Source organism: Serratia sp. 1D1416, assembly GCF_003641105.1.
GTDB classification, from domain to species: domain Bacteria; phylum Pseudomonadota; class Gammaproteobacteria; order Enterobacterales; family Enterobacteriaceae; genus Serratia; species Serratia ficaria.
Window position 1 is genome coordinate 5,250,572 of record NZ_CP032738.1, and the last position, 18,427, is coordinate 5,268,998.

The following is an 18,427-nucleotide window of genomic DNA, read 5'->3' on the forward strand; positions in this document are numbered from 1 at the left end:
AATTCGGCAGGACAACCCAGGTTAATGTGATCGCTGCCCTTTCTTATCGTAGGTAAGCCCAAAAATCTGGCTCGAAATGCCGACGACTCCTGTGCTTATGCCTGATGCTTCATACATAGGTGCCTTTTTATACTCATTAATGGTTTACCCCCCTCTTAGCTACGGCACCCACTATAAAAATCGCCGGGCGTTACCCTTATGAGGTTTATGGCATGAAAATAACCGCTATAGAAATTACACGTATCTCTATCCCGTTTGATGCGCACCGGCGCCAGCCCGATACGCTAGAAACCCCGTATAACGCGGCGTCTCCTTCACTGAAACGTATGGAAACGCTGCTGGTTAAAGTCATCACCGAAGACGGTAGCATAGGATGGGGGGAGGCGTTTGGTCACCTGTCCAACCCCGTCACCGAGCAGGCGCTGATAAGCCTGGTCGCCCCTCTTTTTCTTCAGCGAACTGTCCCTGCGAGTCAGCAGGAGATTTCGGAGATGATGCAATCCACCGAGCAGGCACTTCACGCCTTTGGCCGCAGCGGGCCGGTTCGTTACGCCCTGTCAGCACTCGATATTGCACTGTGGGATCTGTTAGGTAAGCGACAACAGAAACCGCTATGGCAATTACTGGGAGCCACGCGCAGCCAGATTGAACGCTATGCAAGTCTGGTGAGCTACGGTAATGACGCGAAGGAAGTGACTACGCAGATCCAGCGTGCGTATGCGGAAGGTTACCGTACGCTCAAGCTCCATGAAACACATCCCGCCGCGATCGCTGCTGCACGCCAGGCATTGCCGCCGGGCGTTGACCTGATGGTGGATGTCAACTGCCCGTGGTCGCGCGAACAGGCGCAGGCCAATGCGAGCGAACTGCGTCCTCTTCAACTGGGCTGGCTTGAAGAACCCATCTGGCCGCCGGATGATTTTCTGGGGCTGTCTCAACTGCGCAAAGCCGGCGTACCGCTCGCTGCGGGTGAAAACGTAGAGGGTGACATCGGATTCGTGAACCTGTTTGAAAGTGGTGCCGTGGACGTTGCACAGCCCAGCGTTGCCAAGGTGGGGGGATTACTTCCGCACTGCGCGTGTTCAAACTGGCCCGCCAGTATCGCGTGAAGGTGGTGCCACACTGCTTCTACTACGGGGCGGGCATGCTGGCCACCGCGCATCTGGTTGCCGCATTGCCGGATGACATCAAAATGGAAATCCCCTGGATTACGTTCGAAGCGCCGTTGTATCCCTCACTCCCACAGAACGTATGCTTCGGCCTGAGCGATGCCCCCGGGTTGGGGTACGAGCCCGATCCCGCCGTTCTCTGGAATTATCGCCTGTCATTGACGCGTATCGACCAGCAGGGAGTCAGCAGCCATGTTTAAAAACTACCGTATCGTCATTGCTCTGTTGCTGTTTTTTGCTGGCATCCTTAACTATCTTGACCGCGCAGCACTCTCCGTCATGGCCCCCTTGGTTAAAAAGGATTTGAGCATCAACGATGCGCAGATGGGTATTTTGTTCAGCTGCTTTTTTATCGGTTACTGCCTGTTCTGCTTTATTGGCGGCTGGGCGGCAGATCGTTTCGGACCTCGTCGCGTCTATGCATGGGCAGCCAGCATCTGGTCCTTGTTCTGTGGTGCCACGGCACTGGTGACGGGATTCACTCACCTGCTCATCGTACGCATGCTGTTTGGCGTGGGGGAAGGCCCGATGGGGACCACCACCAACAAATCGATAGCTAACTGGTTCCCGCGAAATGAAGTCGGTCGTGCGGTAGGCTTCACCAATGCGGGCCAGCCGCTCGGGGCGGCCATTGCGGCACCGATTGTAGGCCTGGTCGGTCTGCAGTTTGGCTGGCGCATTGCTTTTATGGTGATAGCCGTACTGGGATTCATCTGGGTCGCCTGCTGGTTGCTGCTGTTCCGGGATAAGCCCGAGCAACACCCGCGTGTAAGCGCCGCTGAGAGTGAGTACATCATGCAGCGGCGACCGGCGGGGAATACCTTGAATCAGCCCCAGCAGGACAGCCATTCCCTCTGGCACTACGTGTTCTCGTTACCGGTGCTCGGGGTGGCCAGTGCATTTTTTTGCTTCAACTATATCCAGTTTTTTTTCCTGTCCTGGCTGCCGAGCTATCTGACAGACTTCCAGCATCTGGATATCAAAAGCATGAGCATTATCGGCGTGCTGCCGTGGCTGGGCGCTACCCTAGGCTTTCTGGGAGGTGGCGTCGTGTCTGACATGCTGTTCCGCCGTACGCAGAATTTCCTGTTGTCACGCAAGCTGGTGATTTTCGTGGGCCTTGCCGTGGCAGCGCTGTGCGTTTTGCTTACCGCCTGGAGCCAAAGTGTGATGTCCGCCGTGACGTTTATTACCCTGGCGAGCGTGTTTGCCTATATGACACCGCAGGCCTGCTGGTCTCTGCTGCAGGATATAGTGCCCGCCGGGCGGATAGGAACGGCTGGCGGCTTTGTTCACCTGCTGGCAAATCTGGCCGGGATCTTATCACCAAGCATCACCGGTTTTCTGATCCAGTACGGAGGCGGCTATCACACCGCTTTTATACTGGCCAGCATACTGGCTCTCTCGGGTATGCTTCTGCTTGCTCTGCTGGTCCGCCAGAACGGGGTGAATATGCTCCGTTCACAAACGAGCCACTAGCAGACGGGTTGCAATCCAGGCTGGCGGTTCCCGCCAGCTCTGAGACAACCGGAGGATCTCCCTGCTGTCTGCCATTACTCAGAAGGCGGGAGAAGGCACCGGGCGGCCAGGAACGGCCGCTCCGCTACCAGCGCGTAGCCTGCATATCAATCACAAAGCGGTACTTAACGTCCCCCTTAAGCATACGGCCGAAGGCAGCCTCGATATCCTCGCCACCGATCATTTCAATATCGGCGGTAATATTGTGCTCGCCGCAGAAATTCAGCATCTCCTGGGTTTCCTGAATGCTGCCAATCGACGAACCGCTGATGCTTAAACGTCGAAACACCATGGGCGTAATATTCGGCGAGTCGTGCGGCTGGTCAGGAATACCCACCAACACCAGGCGGCCATTGGTTTTCAGCGTTGCCAGATAAGGATCCAGATCGTGCGGTGCCGCTACGCAGTCAATAATAAAATCCAGCGAGGTTCGGCAGGCAGCCATTTGCGCGGCATCGCGCGATACCACCACCTGTTTTGCCCCCAGACGACGGGCATCTTCGCCCTTCTCCGGGGAGGTGGTGAACAGCGTCACTTCCGCCCCCATCGCACTGGCCAGCTTCACGGCCATATGGCCTAACCCCCCCAGCCCCACGACACCAACGCGATCGCCTGCATTGACGTTGAAATGGCGCAGCGGCGACCATACGGTCACGCCCGCGCACAACAGCGGCGCAACCCCGGCAAGCGACAGGTTTCGCGGTACGGAAACAACAAAATGTTGATCGACAATCACGCTCTGCGCATAGCCGCCCCAGGTGCTGTCGCCGGTATATTTATCAATGCCGTTGTAGGTCGCGGTAAACCCCGCTTCACAGTATTGTTCTTCGTGGTGCTTGCAGAAATGGCACTCGCGGCAGGAGTCGACCATCACGCCCACGCCGACGATATCGCCGGGTTTAAAATGGGTGGCCTCGTCCCCGATCTCCACGACTCGCCCGACTATCTCGTGTCCCGGCACCAGTGGATATTGGCTGACCGCCCATTCGTTACGCGCCATATGGAGATCGGAGTGGCACACGCCGCAATAAAGGATCTCGATTTTGACATCCTGCTTTTGTAACGAGCGCAGCGAAACCTGGCCTGATGTTAAGGGTTGTGCCGCGTCATGTGCGACTAATGCGTTGATTTTCATCTTGCCTCAAGAATGTGCTGGTTTTGGCTAACTCAAGGGGGCAGACTATAGTCAACAGGGTTTCATATTGATAGTAGTTACCATTTGGTGACCATAAGCAGAGGACAGAACAGTGCCAGCCTGGGTTGAGGGTAAACTCTTTTTCTATGCGGACTCGCCGCCGCGCCGCCTGATGGAGCTCTTTTCAGTTAAATGGAGCACAATGGTGCTGCACGCGCTGTATCACTGGCCGGATGAACGCGCACGCACCGGTGAGTTACAACGCAGCTTGCAGGGGATTTCCAAGAAAATGCTGTTCCAAACGCTGAAAGAGTTGGAGCTGCGCGGGTTGATTGCCCGCCATGTGTATGACGTGATCCCACCCAAAGTCGATTACCGGCTGACCCCACTTGGCCGAACCTTGGCCGAACCCATTGAGCAAATGTACCAATGGGGGTTAGAAAATCAGTCCGCGCTGGATAAAATGGCAGCCAATTATCAGGCGGCGGCGTCCGACTAACCGTTGGGCGCTTCGTTCTACGCGTTTTGGTAGAGGTCCCAGCGGTTGCCGTAGATATCTTCAAACACAACCACCGTTCCGTAGCCCTCCTCACGGGGCTCTTCGCAGAAATGAACCCCTTTGGCTTTCATCGCGTGGTAATCGCGCCAGAAATCGTCGGTCTGCAGGAACAGAAACACCCTGCCGCCGCATTGGTTACCAATAAAGCCTTCCTGTTTCGCGTTCGAGGCTCGGGCCAGAAGAATGTTGCAATCGCTTTCCGGGTTCGGCGTCACCACTACCCAGCGCTTCCCCGGTTGCGGCGTGTCTTCAACGAGGGTAAAACCCAACTTGTCTGTGTAATACTCGATTGCGCGATCGTAATCATCGACCACCACGGCCACATATCCCATGCATCGCTTCTGCGTTCTCATTTTTCTGCTCCGTCTAGTTTCAGGCATAACGGGTCTGAAACTCTTTTTATCACAAACGCGCTTCATTCCGAGCCTGTATATGGCCCAAAGCATCGGTGCCTACCACAGTCACAAAACGGCCTGCTGTGAGCGAAAAACGGACATTAACGCCGAATTCAACAACTCATTCGCTTGAGCGCCTTGTCAGTATTCATTGCTATCATTCAACTCGACGCTGCTTTAATATTTTGCTTATCTCATTTACTGCCGCCTGTTCTTCTTTTTGAAATGTATTTGGCTCAATGGTCGCGATCAAAGATTGATAACCAAAAAATGCGGAAACTGCTCCCATCAATATCGTAATAAGATCCGTCTTTCCGTTGTACATAGCCCAAATAGCCGCAGCGAAAGCTAAACAAACAGTAAGAGCATAGAATGGCTTCAAGCGCTTAATTTTCTTTCGCTGTTCAATTTTGATATTTTCAGCTCTAAAGGGACGGTCAGCCAACAACTCTTCGTTTGAGCAATGAATATAGAGTTTAAACTCACTTTTAGAATTATCATTTACGTTAAAATCCCCGTTAACGTTTATGTCACCGCCATTGTTAAAGTCTCTCAATTTTAACTCCACAATCTAACGTTCCACAATATTCCGCGATTGAATACTAACAATTTGTTAGAAGGTGCCGCCCCCGTACGTGGTGTATTTCCCACCTTCTTTTCTAATCATTAGTCATATCAAACTAACGTCGATATACATCTTTTTCAACATGTTTTTCTGAAATCACCAAAACGTCTTCCGATAAAATTTATACAGATAGTACGTAGCCGTTTCTGGATTTTGCTCAGGATGAACGACTGATAGTTTAGCCAGTGACTCGGTGTACATTTTAGACAACGGGAAGAAGAGATGTTGATAAAAGTTTAAGGAGTTACTTAAGTCCGCTCTTGCCACCAAGCAGACCGCCATTTCAATACGCCACACAACCCCAACCTTCCCCCCAAGCACGCTTTTTGCCGCCCCCACCTCACCGAGTGACTTACATCTGGCATACCTCCGGCCCCTTCCCTACAATAAGGGATCTGTTGAGGCATAACGCAAGGAAAGACGGTGTCGAAAGCCAACTCCAATGCCACCATCGTGGATATCGCCCGCCGCGCCAGGGTGACCAACATCACCGTTTCCCGCGCGTTCAATAAGCCCGAGTTGGTCAAGCCGGAAACCCGCGAGCGCATTCACGCCATCGCCAAAGAGCTGAACTACGTGCCCAACGCCTTCGCCCAGGGGCTGAAAAGCAGCAGCAGCCAGATTATCGGCATCGTCACCAGCAGCATGTACAACCCGTTTTATTCCGGCCTGATCAAGACCGTGTCGCGCATCGCGCGGCTGCAGGGCTACCAGATCATGCTGTTCGACACCGACGGCAGCGAAGAGGCGGAAATGCGGGCCATTCAGGCGCTGTTCGGCTACAAGGCGCGCGGCATACTGCTTTCGGCGGTGCGCGACGATAAAAACTACCGCCCCGCCTACCTGGAATTAGCCGAGGTGTATCGCATCCCCCTGATCCTGATCGACCGCGACCTCTACGATCAGCAGCTGAGCGGCGTGTTCCTCAATAACCGCGAAATCGGCACCCTGGCCGGGGAATATCTGGCGCAGCAGCCGGAAAGAAAAATGCTGATTATCGGCGGGCCGGCCGATTCGGAAATTACGCTGGCGCGCACCGCCGGCATCGTCGACGCGCTGCGGGACAACGGCCACGATATCCATATCATCAACGGCGATTATGATTTTAACTCGCAGGAAGCGGCGGTGAGGGCGTATCTTGCGGCGGCGGAAACCCTGCCGGACTATATCATCGGCCTGAACGGCATCATTACGCTGGGGGCGATCTCCCTGTGTCACGAGCTGGGCATTTATCAGCGGGTCAAATTCTTCTCGATCGATGAACCGCCGCGCGCCGGCGCCTACGGCCTGCATATCGCCGGGGTGTATCACGACACCCAAATGCTGGGGGAGATCGCCGCAGATCTGCTGTTCAGCGCGATTAACGCCAGCCGCGGCGAGCTGCCGGTGCGCAGGGAATTCTTCACCGGCTCGCTGCTGAATCGCTGAAGGCGGGTTATTGCCCGTAGTAGGCGTGTTTGCCGTGCTTGCGCAGGAAATGCTTGTCCAGCAGCTGCGGCTGCATCGGGGCGATCGCCGGCGCAAGCTGGCGCGTGGCCATCGCCATCACCGCCACCTCCTCCATCACCACCGCATTGTGCACCGCATCCGCCGCATCCTTGCCCCAGGCGAACGGCCCGTGGGAATACACCAGCACCCCCGGCACCTGCTGCGGATCGCGCCCCGCCTGGTTGAAGGTCTCAATAATCACCTTGCCGGTTTCCCCCTCGTAGTCGCCGGCAATCTCCGCTTCGTTCATCGGCCGGGTGCAGGGAATGTCGCCATAAAAATAGTCGGCGTGGGTGGTGCCCAGCGCCGGGATCGGCTGCCCGGCCTGCGCCCAGATGGTGGCGTTGCGGCTGTGGGTGTGCACCACCCCGCCGATCGCCGGAAAGGCGCGGTACAGGGCCAGATGGGTGGCGGTGTCGGATGAGGGTTTGCGGTGCCCCTCACACACCCGGCCTTCCAGATCCACCACCACCAAATCCTCCAGCGTCATCTGTTCATAGGCGATGCCCGAAGGCTTGATCACCACCAGCCCGTTTTGACGGTCGATCGCCGAGACGTTGCCCCAGGTAAAGGTCACCAGCCCATAGGCCGGCAGGCTGAGGTTGGCGGCCAGCACCCGCTGTTTGAGTTCGTTCAGCATGCAATCCCCCCGCTGATCATTTGTTGCTCCATCCAGGCCTTGGCCTGGCGGATGCGGTTAATGTCCTGCTCGTCGTCGCGCGCCCACATTTCCAGCAGGAAAGGGCCGCGATAGTTGAGCGATTTGAGAATGGCGAAGGCGTGCGCGAAATCTACGCAGCCTTCGCCGAAGGGCACGTCGCGAAACTGCCCGGCCGAGCCCGGCGCCACCGGCACGGTGTCTTTCAGGTGGATCGCGGTGATCTGCTCGATCCCCTGTGCCAGCTCGGTTGCCAGATCGTTGCCCCAGGCGCTGAGGTTGCCGATATCCGGGTAAACGGTGAACCACGGGCTGCCGACGTGGCGCGCGATGTCCCGCCATTTGCTGATGCTGCTGATGAACGGAGTGTCCATCACCTCGACCGACAGCATCACCTGCGCCCTGGCCGCCTGCTCCACCGCCCACTGCATGCCCTCGATAAAACGCTGGCGCGTATGGCGATCGGAAGCCTCGTAGTACACGTCGTAACCCGCCAGCTGAATGTTGCGGATGCCGAGATCGCCGGCGAACGCCAGCGCCTTGGTCAGCAATATCCTGGCGTGCTGCCGGGTGGCCGCGTCGGCGCTGCCGAACGGATAACGCCGGTGCGCCGACAGGCACATGCTCGGCACCGCCACCCCGCTGTCGAACCGGGCGTTGATAAACGCCAGCCGCTCGCGGCGATCCCAGTCCAGGCGCTGCTGGCGCGCCGGCTGTTCGTCGATGGAAATCTCCATAAACTGAAAGCCCAGCTCGCCGGCGGTCGCCAGCCGCTGCGCCCAGCTCAGGCCGGCGGGCAGCGCTTTCTCGTACAGCCCCAGACAGGCGGCGCTAGTGGTTTGCATAGTTAACCTCATTCAATGCCTGCGCCACCGCCAGATAGCGCGCCATCTGGGCGCGCAGGCGGCGGTTGGCGGCGGGTTCGGGGAAATAGCGGCGCAGCCGGGGCGGCGCGGCCTCGAGCGCTTCGGAGAAACCGGCGTATTCACCGGCACCGACCGCGGCGCACAGCGCGGCGGCGCGGCAGCCGCTTTGCCGGGTCTCCACCACCTCCAGCGGCAAGTTGCCGGCGTCGGCGTAGATCTGCATCCAGACCTCCGACTGCGTCGGCCCGCCGGTCATGCGCACCCGCTCCACCCGCGGGTTGAGCTGCAGCAGGCGGTCCTGGTGGATCAGGTGAGAGAACACGATGCCCTGGTAAATCGCCTGCACCACGTCCGCCATGCCGTGGTGCCCGCTCAGGCCAATCAGCCCGCCCGGCACGCCGGCGCCGAGGTTGGAGCCGTACAGGTACGGCAGGAACAGAATGTCGCAGGCGCGTTCGCGGCGTTCGGCCACCCAGGCGTTGAACTGCGCGTAGCGCTGGCGATCGCCGCCGCAGAACTGGCGCAAAAACCACGCCAGGTTGCCGGCCGAGGTCGCGCTGCCTTCGTGGGCAAAGTAGCGCCCTTCGATGCAATAACGCCCCCAGGCGTAGGGGTAGTCGGCCGGCAGCAAACGGTCGGTCACGCAGGTGGCGATCGACCAGGTGCCCGCCACCGCGCTGAGCGTACGGTGATCCGCCACGCCGGAGCTGAGCGCGGCGCCGACCACGTCGAACAGCCCGCCGTATACCGCGGTGCCCGCGCGCAGGCCGCACTGCGCCGCCGCCGCGGCCGTCACCCGCCCGGCCAGCTGTGCCGAACCGACGATCGGCGCGGTTTTGTCCGCGGCCTCTTCGATGCCGAAGGCCGCCATCAGCGCCGGGTCATAATCGCCGCTGTGCTGGTTGAACAGGTTGCTGCCGGAGATGTTGGTCACTTCGGCGGCAATCTCGCCGGTCAGCCGAAAGCGCAGATAGTCATGCGCCATCAGCACCCGGTCGATGGCGGCGTACTGCGCCGGCTGCCGCTGTTTCAGCCAGCGCAGCAGCACCGCCGGGTGGCTGCTCCAGATCGGCTGCAGGCTGCGGGGATAGCTCAGCGCTTCAACGCCGTCGCGCCGCAATGCCTCGGCCATCGCCGCCGCCCGGGTATCCGAAGAGAGAATGCCGTTGCCGACCGGGCGGCCTTGCCGGTCGATGGCGTACAGCCCCTTGCCGTGGGCGGAGAAACTGAGGCCGCGCACCTGGCCGGCGTCGATCGCCGCCGCATGCAGCGCCTGGCGGATCACCGCGCAAACGTCATCCCACAATGCGTCCATATTGCGCTCGCTAAATCCGGGGCTAACGGAAAGCGCCCCGGCGTCGCGTTCGGCAATCGCCATTTCCTGGCCGTCGGCGCGGTATAATCCGGCCTTGATCACCGTACCGCCGATATCCACCCCGATAAAAAATCCCATGGCGTTATCTCCCCCGCCTTACTTGCGGCGCACGGAACTGAGATAGATGGCGGCCAGGATAATGCCGCCCTTCACCACGTTCTGGATATACGGGGAAACGTTCATCAGGTTGAGGCCGTTGTTCAGCACGCCGAGCATCATCGCCCCGACCAGGGTGCCGATAATCGCCCCGCGGCCGCCGGAAATCGCCGCCCCGCCCAGCACCACCGCGGCGATGGCGTCCAGTTCGAAGCCTTCGCCGGCGTTCGGCTGCCCGCTCATCAGGCGCGAGGTCAGCACCAGCCCGGCCAGCGCGGCGGTGAGGCCGCTGACCACGTACACCAGCATTTTGTAGCGCGGCACGCGGATGCCGCTCAGCCGCGCCGCCTCTTCGTTGCCGCCGATGGCGTAGACGTAGCGGCCGAACGGCAGGTGGTTCAGCATCAGCCAGGCCAGCAGGTACACGCCGATCATGATCAGGATCGGCACCTGAATGCCCAGCAGCGTGCCGCGGCCGAAGAAAGAAAACATCTCGGGCAGGCCGGAGATCGGATAACCGCCGGTGTACAGCAGCGCCAGGCCGCGGGCGATGCCCATCGACGCCAGGGTGACGATGATCGGCGGCATGCGCAGATAGGCGATGCAGGCGCCGTTGGCCAGGCCGAACAGCGCGCCGATCGTTAACGCCGCCAGCATCGCCAGCGGGATAGGCACCGCGGCCAGCATCAGCCCGGCGGCGATGGAGCCCGCCAGCGCCATCACCGGGCCGACGGACAGATCGATGCCGCCGGTCAGGATCGCGCAGGTCATGCCGACGGCGATGATGGCGTTGATCGACACCTGCCGCGCCACGTTGGTCAGGTTGTTTACCGTCAGGAAGCTGTCGTTCAGCCCGCTCATCAGCACGAACAGGATCACGAAACCGATAAACGGCAGCACCGCCGGGTGATGCAGGCGTTTTTCCCAGCGCTTGCTGAGGCCGGGGCCGGCGGCGCGCCCCGTTGCGGAAGACTGTTCAATTCCGATCATAATGCACTCCCGGTCGCGTGAAGCATGATGTTGTTGGACTCGATTTCATCGCCGGTCAGTTCGGCGACGATATGCCCGCCGCGGAACACCAGCACGCGGTCGCATACGCCGATAATTTCCGGTAACTCGGATGAAATCATGATGATGGAGATGCCTTTTTGCGTCAGCTGCTGCATCAGCTGATAGATTTCCGCCTTGGCGCCCACGTCGATGCCGCGCGTGGGCTCATCGAAGATAAGAATGTTGCAGTCGTTATTGAGCCAGCGGGCAATCACCACCTTCTGCTGATTGCCGCCGCTCAGGGTGCTGACGGCGGTGTCCGCATCCGGCGTTTTTACCCCGACGGCGCGGATCAGCCGCTGCACGATGTCCTGCTCCTTGCGGGCATTGATGAAAATCTTGCCGCGCCGGTGGTGCCGGTTGAGCGTGATGTTCTGCGCCACCGAAAACGGCAGCACCAGCCCTTCGGTTTTGCGGCTTTCCGGCAGCAGGCCGATGCCCCGCTGCAGCGCCTGCGCGGGATTGCGCAGCGCGGCGGGCTGCCCGGCCAGGCGAATGTTTTTGCGGTAACAGCCGCTGGCGCCAATCATGGCGGCGACGGTTTCGGTACGCCCGGAGCCCACCAGCCCGGCGAAGCCGAGGATTTCCCCCTGCCGCAGGTGAAAGCGGTCCTCCGCGCCGTGCTTTTCGCGCTGAATGCTCGCCTCCAGCAGCACCGTCGCGTCGCCGGCCGGGTGCCGCTTCGGCGGAAAGGCATGTTCGATTTTCCGCCCGACCATCAGCCTGACCAGCTCCTCGACGTCGGTATCGCCGGTGGTCAGCGTCTGGATATAGCCGCCGTCGCGCAGCACGGTGATCCGATCGCAAATGGTGAAAATCTCGTCCAGGTGATGCGAGATAAACACCATGCCGACGCCGAGCAGCCGCAGATCGTTCATCACGCTGAACAGGTGCTCTGCCTCGCCCGGCGTCAGCGTGGCGGTGGGCTCGTCCAGCACCAGAATGCGCGCGTCCAGCGACAGCGCCTTGGCGATCTCGACGAACTGCTGCTGCGCCACGCTCAGCTGCTCCACCGGGCGGTCGAGATCGATATCCACCGTCAGGCGCTTGAAAATCGCTTCGGCCTTGCGCCGCATTGCGCGGCGATCCAATAATCCCCAGCGATTTTTTATTTCCCGGTTCAGGAAAATATTATCGATCGCGTTCATATAAGGAATTAATGAAAACTCCTGAAATATAATTCCCACCCCGGCGTTGATCGCCTGGCGATAATTATTGAAATGGCGCTGCTCGCCATCAATAAAAATATCGCCGCTGTCCGGCTGATAAATCCCGCACATAATTTTAACCAGCGTGGATTTACCGGCGCCGTTTTCGCCCAATAAGGCGTGCACCTCGCCGCGCTGAATGCTGAGATCGATGCCGTCCAGCGCCTTCACGCCCGGAAAGGACTTGTTAATCTGCTTTAATTCCAATAAAGGTGTCAGCACTGTCATACCCTCCGCGTTTATCGCTCCGCCCGAACGGAGCGATAATTGACGCCTTTACCAGCTGAAGCCCGCCGCGTTGCTGTGGTCGATCAGCTTCACTTTTACCGGCACGGTTTTCGGCACGTTGGCGCCCCAATAGCGGGCCAGCGCGATGCCCAACGCGATACGCAGCTGATCGCGCGGGAACTGGGCCGAGGTGGCGATGAACGGCGAATTCGGCTTCAGGATCTCCTTAATCGCCTCCGGCTGGCCGTCGACGCTGACCAGCTTCACCTTGGCGCCGTTGCTTTCTATCGCCGCCAGCGCGCCCAGCGCGCCGATGTCATTGACGCTGAAAATCCCCGCCAGGTCCGGCGCCGACTGCAGCATGTTCTCCGTTACCGTCAGCGCGGTATCGCGCTCCTGCTTGCCGTTTTGCTTGGTGACAATCTTGATGTCGGGGTATTTCTTCATCGCCGCTTCGAAGCCGCGCACCCGCTCGAGGATCGGCACCACCGGAATGCCGTCGAGGATCGCCACCTTGCCCTTGCCGCCCAGCGATTTGGCCAGGTACTCACCGGCCTGGAAACCGGCGTCGTAGTTTTCCGAGCCGACGAAGGAGTCGAGCGGCCCTTCGGCCTGGGCGTCTATCGCCACCACCACCGCGCCGGCCTTATGCGCGGAGATCACCGCCGATTGCACCCCCACCGAATCGGTCGGGTTAATCAGCAAGATATCCACCTTCTTCTGCAGCATGTCTTCGACGTCGCTGATTTGCTTGGAAACGTCATGCCGGGCATCGGCGACATACACCTTGGCGCCGATGTCATTGGCCGCCTGCTCCAGCGATTCTTTCATGGTGACAAAATAATCGTTGTTCATTTCCTGGAATGAAATGCCAATGGTGATCTGCTTGGCCATCGCCATTTGGCTGGCCACCAACATTCCACCGGCGATAATAAAAGGCACGGTTTTTCTGGCGAATGAAAACATAGCTTATTCTCCTGTAGGGTTCGGATATTATTGTGGTTATCAGAGCAACAGCATGTCTTGGTTTTATTTATTGATAAGGCGGCTTATTTCACTCTATCGCCGAGTGAAATAAGCCTCGAGACTCACGTGATAAATCAGGGAACCAGAATAACCTTGATCGAGTCGGTGGAATCCGCCAGGGCGAACGCCTGGTCCCATTCATTTAATGAATAACTGTGGGTCACCACTCCGGTTGAGGTCACCAACCCGCGTTCAAACAGGTCGATGGCGATTTCATAGCTGTAAGGCGCCAGATGCGCGCCGCGAATATCCAGCTCCTTGCGGTCGCCGATGATCGACCAATCGACGGTGGTTTCCTTGCCGAATACGCTGAATTCGACGAAACGCCCCAGCTTGCGGATCATCTGCAGCCCCTGGGTTACGCCGATCGGCGCGCCGGTGGCTTCGATATAAACGTCGCAGCCGTAGCCGCCGGTCAGCGATTTGACTATCTGGTCGGCATCTTCCTTTAACGGGTTGATCACCACGTCGGCGCCGAAGGCTTTCGCCAGCGCCAGGCGCTCGTCGATGGCGTCGATGACGATCAGCTTCTTCGGCGTCTTCAGCCGGGCGACCTGCACCATGCACAGCCCCAGCGGCCCGGCACCGGCCAGCACCACCACGTCGTCCAGCTGAATATCCCCGCGCGCCACGGTGTGGATCGCGCAGGCCATAGGTTCGATCAGCACCGCGTCTTCATGGCTGAGGCTTTCCGGGATCTTGTGCACGATGGCGTTTTCCGAGAAGCGCATGTATTCCGCCATGCCGCCCTCCGCCACGTCTTTCTGGAAGCCGTAGATGTTGTGGGTTTCACACATCCAGTAGCTGCCGGATTTGCAATAGCGGCAGTCCCAGCAGGGAACGATCTGTTCGGCGATCACCCGCTCGCCGATCCGGTACTTCCCCTCCGCGCCCTCGCCCATGGCGGCGATGCGGCCGTAAAACTCGTGGCCGGGCACCACCGGCGGCTTGACCCACGGGTTTTCCCCCCAGAACATCTGCGCGCCGTTTTTGCACTTGCAGTCGCCGGCGCAGATGCCGCAGCCTTCCACCTTGATCACCAACTCGCGGGCCTTCGGCAGCGGCGTAGGGACCTGCTCAAAACGATAATCCTGCGGTCCGTGGCACACTACGGCGCGCATTTTTTCAGGCAACTGGCTCATCAATCCCTCCAAAAACAAACGTTAAGTTACTGTAAAATAGCAATGTTGACGTTGTCATTTTTATGCAAACAAAAACAAAGGTTAAATTAACCTAATGATTTTAATTGATTTAACATAAGAAACCTCGAAAAACAGAAAATGACAACGTAAACATTGATCATCATATAACCAAAGCTGCAAAAATAATTGTTTGATCGAAATCACATATCGTTAACATTGCGGCTAAAAATGCTACAAACCCGACAGCGATCCCACTATGAATGAGGTGAAAGATCGCCGGAGGATCCTTGCAGAGGGGCAATGGTTTGAAAATAAACAGAAACAGTCTAGCCGATGCCGCAGTAGCGGTATCGCATCCGCTCATATCGGGAAGAGTTTGCCCGGTACGGCATGACGCTTCTCCACGCGTTGATGCGTTTTTTAAACGGCGTTTACATACTGAAGAAAAGGCGCGGTTCAGGCATAGCAAGCGCCGGTAAAGGCGTTGGGAGGATAAACAGAGGGGGAACACAGGGGCCAGGCGCAACGCCTGGCCCGATAAAGCAGGTTACTTCACTTCGCCCATCGCTTTCAGCTTTTTGGACAGCTCGCGACGCTCTTTGGACAGATCGGCATTTTTGATGATGTAGTCATCAACGCGATCTTCATAGTCGCTGCGCATGTTGGCGATGATGCCCTGAATGTCTTCAATGCTCATGCCGGGTTTGATGTACTCACTCAGGTTGTCGAGCAGCAACACGCGCTTCTGGTTATCACGAATTTTCTTTTCGTTGTCGACGATTTCGCGCTGCAGCTTATTTTTACGGCGGAACATACGCACAAACTCCAGAACGTCCTGGAAACTCGGCTTATTTGCATTATCCATCTTCATACCCTTGCTTTAGTAATACACAGATTCATTTGCTTACGGCCACAATGGCACCAAGATACAGGTTTGTGGCGGTCAGGCACAACTCTCATTGCCTTATCTTACCCACTTTAGGCCATCGGCCAAAACCGAAAGCGCTCGCTTCATGATCTGACCCCTTATTCAGGACCGCCGGCGGTGCACACCTTGAGCAGGTCGCCAAGCTCCTCCAACTGCCGCGCCAGTACCATGCTCAGCCACACATAGCCGTAAATCGGCGCTTCGCCGTGTTGGCTGACGCTGGCCTCGCGCATCAGGATTTGCAACTCGCCGGCGATTTCCCCCAGTTGCCCCGCCGCGGCCTGCCGCCGTTGCTGCGGCCCTTCACGCATCAGCGCCGCCAGCGACGCCAATGAACTCAGCGTCAGTAGCTGGGCGCTGCGCAAAGTCTTGGCATTCAGCATGATGAAGTGAGTCTCGCGCGAGGCCCAGTAGGCGTCGGCCAACAGCTCCAGCGTGCACACCAGGTTGCGGCTGAGGGTCTGCACCGCTTCGAACACCGCCCTGGGGATATGGGTTTCCTTGCTGCCGGGCACGATCAGGCCGCGCAGCTTGACCACCTGATTAAGCAAGTCTTTCAGCTGCGGCTCCAGCCGCGGCCGCTCAATCACGTTGGGCGAAAGATAGGCGCTATAGATCCTGCCGGCGTTCTGCAGGCAGTCGGCCATCTGCATGCGCCACAGAATATAGGCCCGCTGCGGGTAAATGCTGGTGAACAGCAGCGCCAGCAGGGAACCGAAGATCACATCGCCGCTGCGCCACAGCGCGGTATGCATGTCGCCGGCGCCGGCGCCGCACACCACCGCCAGCGTGATCCCCACCAGCAACGCCATATAAGGCCGCTTGCCCAGCGTCAGGTAGCCGCAGAGAAACATCACCCCCCGCACCAGGCCAGCATCAGCGGCAGCGAATACAGTTCCAGATACAGGGCGATCAGCCCGGAGGCGGCGCCGAACACCGTGCCGGCGATGCGCTGCAGCGCCCTTTGCAGCACGTTGCCCCAGAAAGATATCGGCCCCATCACCACCACCAGGGTGATCAGCGGCCAGGTGCCTTCGGGCACCTCCAGCAGGCGGATCAGCAGGAAGGTCAGGATAAACGCCAACCCGATGCGCACCCCGTGCACGATGCGGTAATGGCGGTAGGTCAGCAGTTCAAACGGCGAAATCTTTCTGTCGAGGCGCACAATGCATCCGGTTAATACGGGCCAGAGGCTTAGTTTAGCGGAGGAAGACGACGGGAGAAAAGGCGAATGAGGCGTCCCCCATTCGCCCCCGGCCTAGGCGACGTACTTGTCGACCAGCGCACGCAGGACGGCGGCGGTTTCCGCATCCATTACGCCGTCATACTTTTGCTGACGGAAATGCAGCTGGAAAGCGCGCACCAGCTGGCGGTACCCTTCTGCATTGGTGGCCGCCGAGGTGTCGTAGCCGTATTTGGCGAACAGCGCCAGCAGTTCCTGCTGCGCAGGCAGGCCCTGGCTGCAATAGCTTTGCTGATGCCGCTGCTTTACCGCGTCGTCGTACCAGGCGCCGACCCCGGCCTGATGCAGCTGCCGCCAGGGGAACTGCGGGCCCGGATCGCTCTTGCGGCCCGGCGCGATGTCGGAGTGGGCCACCACGTTGACCGGGGTGATATCCGGGTAGCGCTGCAGGATGTTTTGCGCCAGCTGGGTCACCGCCGCAATCTGCTGCGGATCAAACGGCGGAAAGGTGATGTCTTCTCCATCGCCGCTCGCCAGGTTGACGATCTCGATGCCGATCGCCGTGTCGTTGAGGTTATTGCGGTTGCCCCACTGGCTGGCCCCGGCGTGCCAGGCGCGTTCGTTCTCGTCCACCAGGTTGAAAATGCGCACGCCGCTGAAGCCGGCGGCCTGGTAACCGGGATCGGTCGGATCCGGCACCAGATAATGGGCGCTGACCGACTTGCCGGTCAGGGACTGGACGGAATCGACAAAATTTTGCGCCGTATAATGCAGCACCAGGAAGCGCACGCGGTGGCCAAAGCTGGCGACCGAACGGTAGCTGTTGTAATCAATCTTGAACATCGTAAATTCCCTCTTCTCGGTTGATTTCACTGAACGGCTCATCATCATGACTGGCCGTTCTCTCGGCGTGAGCCTGCAGACCCCCTCTTTGTTTTAGCTAAACGCTAAATCTCGCGCAAGCGTTTTTTAGCAAAAACGTTATTTACCTTTTTGCTAAAGAGTGAGATCATCCACAGATGGAAACTAAAGAAATAAGACGCAACAACCTGCGCGAACTGATGGCCCGCTACGCCCGGCAAGGCGTCAACCAGAACGAGTTCGCCGCCCTGGTTGAATCCTCTGCGCCCACGCTGAGCCAAATCATCGGTGAAAAATCCTCCCGCAATCTTGGCGACAACCTCGCCAGGCGGATAGAGGCCAGGCTGGATCTGCCCAAAGGCTGGTTTGACGTGTTTCATGAAAAGCAGCTGACCCGTCCGTTCGACAACGTGGCGGCAGAATCCGACTTTCAACCCGCCCGCCTGAAACCGGTGGTGTGGGAGGACACCGAACAGGACAAGGAAGAGTTCGTGGAGATCCCGCTGCTGGATATCGATTTTTCCGCCGGCGACGGCTGCTATGAAATCGTCGATCGCGAAGAGTTTTCGCTGATCTTCCGCCGCTACTATCTGCACAAGATGGGGGTGGCGGTGAACGCGGCGCGGATTATCCGCATCTCGGGCTCCAGCATGGAGCCGCGCCTGCAGGATGGCGACGTGGTGGGCATCAATACCGACGACACCCGCATTCGCGAAGGCAAGACCTACGCGATACGCCACGGCAACCTGCTGCGGGTGAAAATTTTGATCGAGCAGCCCGACGGCGGCGTCGTCATCCGCTCGCTCAACCGGGAAGAATATCAGGACGAGCACCTCAGCTACCAGCAGCGCAAAGAGCAGCTGGTGGTGCTGGGGCGGGTGTTCTGGTCTTCGTCGTCCTGGTGACGCGCAACCGGG

Annotated in this window: 16 protein-coding genes and 2 pseudogenes; 5 read left to right on the forward strand and 13 right to left on the reverse strand. The window is 58.7% G+C overall.

Features of this window, described 5'->3' with window-relative positions:
• The first annotated feature begins 326 nt into the window (after positions 1-326).
• Both D7I37_RS25450 and D7I37_RS25455 read left to right on the forward strand, forming a co-directional pair.
• Positions 327-1,369 (forward strand): annotated as a pseudogene (locus D7I37_RS25450) (mandelate racemase/muconate lactonizing enzyme family protein).
• Positions 1,362-2,648: an MFS transporter gene (locus D7I37_RS25455; protein ID WP_129544647.1), complete on the forward strand. Its 1,287-nt coding sequence runs from the start codon at positions 1,362-1,364 to the stop codon at positions 2,646-2,648. The pseudogene D7I37_RS25450 and the gene D7I37_RS25455 overlap by 8 nt, the downstream one beginning before the upstream one ends.
• Positions 2,649-2,772: 124 nt before the next feature.
• On the opposite strand, the gene D7I37_RS25460 is transcribed toward D7I37_RS25455, so the two are convergent.
• A complete protein-coding gene (locus tag D7I37_RS25460) occupies positions 2,773-3,822 on the reverse strand; it encodes an NAD(P)-dependent alcohol dehydrogenase (RefSeq protein WP_095098440.1) in 1,050 nt (349 codons plus the stop codon).
• Positions 3,823-3,934: 112 nt separating this feature from the next.
• Between D7I37_RS25460 and D7I37_RS25465 the strand changes: the two genes are divergently transcribed.
• Positions 3,935-4,321: a helix-turn-helix domain-containing protein gene (locus tag D7I37_RS25465; protein WP_061795913.1), complete on the forward strand. Its 387-nt coding sequence runs from the start codon at positions 3,935-3,937 to the stop codon at positions 4,319-4,321.
• A 17-nt stretch (positions 4,322-4,338) separates the two neighbouring features.
• Here the strand turns inward: D7I37_RS25465 and D7I37_RS25470 are convergent, their stop codons facing one another.
• Together D7I37_RS25470 and D7I37_RS25475 are read right to left on the reverse strand one after the other, a co-directional pair.
• Positions 4,339-4,734 (reverse strand): VOC family protein, encoded by a 396-nt coding sequence (locus tag D7I37_RS25470; protein WP_061795912.1) that lies wholly within the window; start codon positions 4,732-4,734, stop codon positions 4,339-4,341.
• 199 nt (positions 4,735-4,933) lie between these two features.
• The gene (locus D7I37_RS25475) at positions 4,934-5,344 is read right to left on the reverse strand and encodes a hypothetical protein (RefSeq protein WP_061795910.1); all 411 of its coding nucleotides are present in this window, start codon (positions 5,342-5,344) and stop codon (positions 4,934-4,936) included.
• A 480-nt stretch (positions 5,345-5,824) separates the two neighbouring features.
• On the opposite strand from D7I37_RS25475, the gene D7I37_RS25480 reads away from it, so the two are divergent.
• Positions 5,825-6,829, forward strand: coding sequence for a LacI family DNA-binding transcriptional regulator (locus D7I37_RS25480; RefSeq protein ID WP_061795908.1), 1,005 nt, complete (start codon positions 5,825-5,827; stop codon positions 6,827-6,829).
• Positions 6,830-6,836: 7 nt separating this feature from the next.
• On the opposite strand, the gene araD is transcribed toward D7I37_RS25480, so the two are convergent.
• From araD to D7I37_RS25530, 10 genes and pseudogenes are all read right to left on the reverse strand, one after another.
• Positions 6,837-7,529, reverse strand: coding sequence for an L-ribulose-5-phosphate 4-epimerase (gene araD, locus D7I37_RS25485; RefSeq protein ID WP_095098456.1), 693 nt, complete (start codon positions 7,527-7,529; stop codon positions 6,837-6,839).
• Complete coding sequence (locus D7I37_RS25490) at positions 7,523-8,392, reverse strand: L-ribulose-5-phosphate 3-epimerase (RefSeq protein WP_129544648.1); 870 nt, start codon at positions 8,390-8,392, stop codon at positions 7,523-7,525. Before D7I37_RS25490 ends, araD begins: the two co-directional genes overlap by 7 nt.
• Positions 8,379-9,866 carry an FGGY-family carbohydrate kinase gene (locus D7I37_RS25495; RefSeq protein WP_095098462.1) on the reverse strand — a complete coding sequence of 496 codons (1,488 nt, stop codon included), beginning with the start codon at positions 9,864-9,866 and terminating at the stop codon, positions 8,379-8,381. Before D7I37_RS25495 ends, D7I37_RS25490 begins: the two co-directional genes overlap by 14 nt.
• A gap of 18 nt (positions 9,867-9,884) precedes the next feature.
• Positions 9,885-10,874, reverse strand: a complete 990-nt coding sequence (locus D7I37_RS25500; RefSeq protein WP_061795903.1) for an ABC transporter permease — start codon at positions 10,872-10,874, stop codon at positions 9,885-9,887.
• Positions 10,871-12,361 carry a sugar ABC transporter ATP-binding protein gene (locus D7I37_RS25505; RefSeq protein WP_129544828.1) on the reverse strand — a complete coding sequence of 497 codons (1,491 nt, stop codon included), beginning with the start codon at positions 12,359-12,361 and terminating at the stop codon, positions 10,871-10,873. The genes D7I37_RS25500 and D7I37_RS25505 overlap by 4 nt, the downstream gene beginning before the upstream one ends.
• Before the next feature lie 57 nt (positions 12,362-12,418).
• Positions 12,419-13,336, reverse strand: a complete 918-nt coding sequence (locus D7I37_RS25510) for an ABC transporter substrate-binding protein (protein WP_061795901.1) — start codon at positions 13,334-13,336, stop codon at positions 12,419-12,421.
• Positions 13,337-13,470: 134 nt separating this feature from the next.
• Positions 13,471-14,538, reverse strand: coding sequence for a zinc-binding dehydrogenase (locus D7I37_RS25515; protein WP_061795900.1), 1,068 nt, complete (start codon positions 14,536-14,538; stop codon positions 13,471-13,473).
• Between the two features lie 547 nt (positions 14,539-15,085).
• Positions 15,086-15,403 (reverse strand): PTS system regulator TmaR, encoded by a 318-nt coding sequence (tmaR, locus tag D7I37_RS25520; RefSeq protein ID WP_004935612.1) that lies wholly within the window; start codon positions 15,401-15,403, stop codon positions 15,086-15,088.
• Between the two features lie 161 nt (positions 15,404-15,564).
• Positions 15,565-16,631 (reverse strand): annotated as a pseudogene (locus tag D7I37_RS25525) (FUSC family protein).
• A gap of 93 nt (positions 16,632-16,724) precedes the next feature.
• Positions 16,725-17,492, reverse strand: coding sequence for an N-acetylmuramoyl-L-alanine amidase (locus D7I37_RS25530; RefSeq protein ID WP_129544649.1), 768 nt, complete (start codon positions 17,490-17,492; stop codon positions 16,725-16,727).
• A 176-nt stretch (positions 17,493-17,668) separates the two neighbouring features.
• On the opposite strand from D7I37_RS25530, the gene D7I37_RS25535 reads away from it, so the two are divergent.
• Entirely contained in the window at positions 17,669-18,415 is a 747-nt protein-coding gene (locus tag D7I37_RS25535) for a helix-turn-helix transcriptional regulator (RefSeq protein WP_061795896.1), read from the forward strand.
• The last annotated feature ends 12 nt before the right edge of the window (positions 18,416-18,427 follow it).

Coding starts and splice junctions, on each gene's coding strand:
- D7I37_RS25455 (WP_129544647.1), top strand. CDS start 1,362: ATGTTTAAAAACTACCGTATCGTCATTGCTCTGTTGCTGTTTTTTGCT.
- D7I37_RS25460 (WP_095098440.1), bottom strand. CDS start 3,822: ATGAAAATCAACGCATTAGTCGCACATGACGCGGCACAACCCTTAACA.
- D7I37_RS25470 (WP_061795912.1), bottom strand. CDS start 4,734: ATGAGAACGCAGAAGCGATGCATGGGATATGTGGCCGTGGTGGTCGAT.
- araD (WP_095098456.1), bottom strand. CDS start 7,529: ATGCTGAACGAACTCAAACAGCGGGTGCTGGCCGCCAACCTCAGCCTG.
- D7I37_RS25490 (WP_129544648.1), bottom strand. CDS start 8,392: ATGCAAACCACTAGCGCCGCCTGTCTGGGGCTGTACGAGAAAGCGCTG.
- D7I37_RS25495 (WP_095098462.1), bottom strand. CDS start 9,866: ATGGGATTTTTTATCGGGGTGGATATCGGCGGTACGGTGATCAAGGCC.
- D7I37_RS25500 (WP_061795903.1), bottom strand. CDS start 10,874: ATGATCGGAATTGAACAGTCTTCCGCAACGGGGCGCGCCGCCGGCCCC.
- D7I37_RS25510 (WP_061795901.1), bottom strand. CDS start 13,336: ATGTTTTCATTCGCCAGAAAAACCGTGCCTTTTATTATCGCCGGTGGA.
- D7I37_RS25515 (WP_061795900.1), bottom strand. CDS start 14,538: ATGAGCCAGTTGCCTGAAAAAATGCGCGCCGTAGTGTGCCACGGACCG.
- tmaR (WP_004935612.1), bottom strand. CDS start 15,403: ATGGATAATGCAAATAAGCCGAGTTTCCAGGACGTTCTGGAGTTTGTG.
- D7I37_RS25530 (WP_129544649.1), bottom strand. CDS start 17,492: ATGTTCAAGATTGATTACAACAGCTACCGTTCGGTCGCCAGCTTTGGC.
- D7I37_RS25535 (WP_061795896.1), top strand. CDS start 17,669: ATGGAAACTAAAGAAATAAGACGCAACAACCTGCGCGAACTGATGGCC.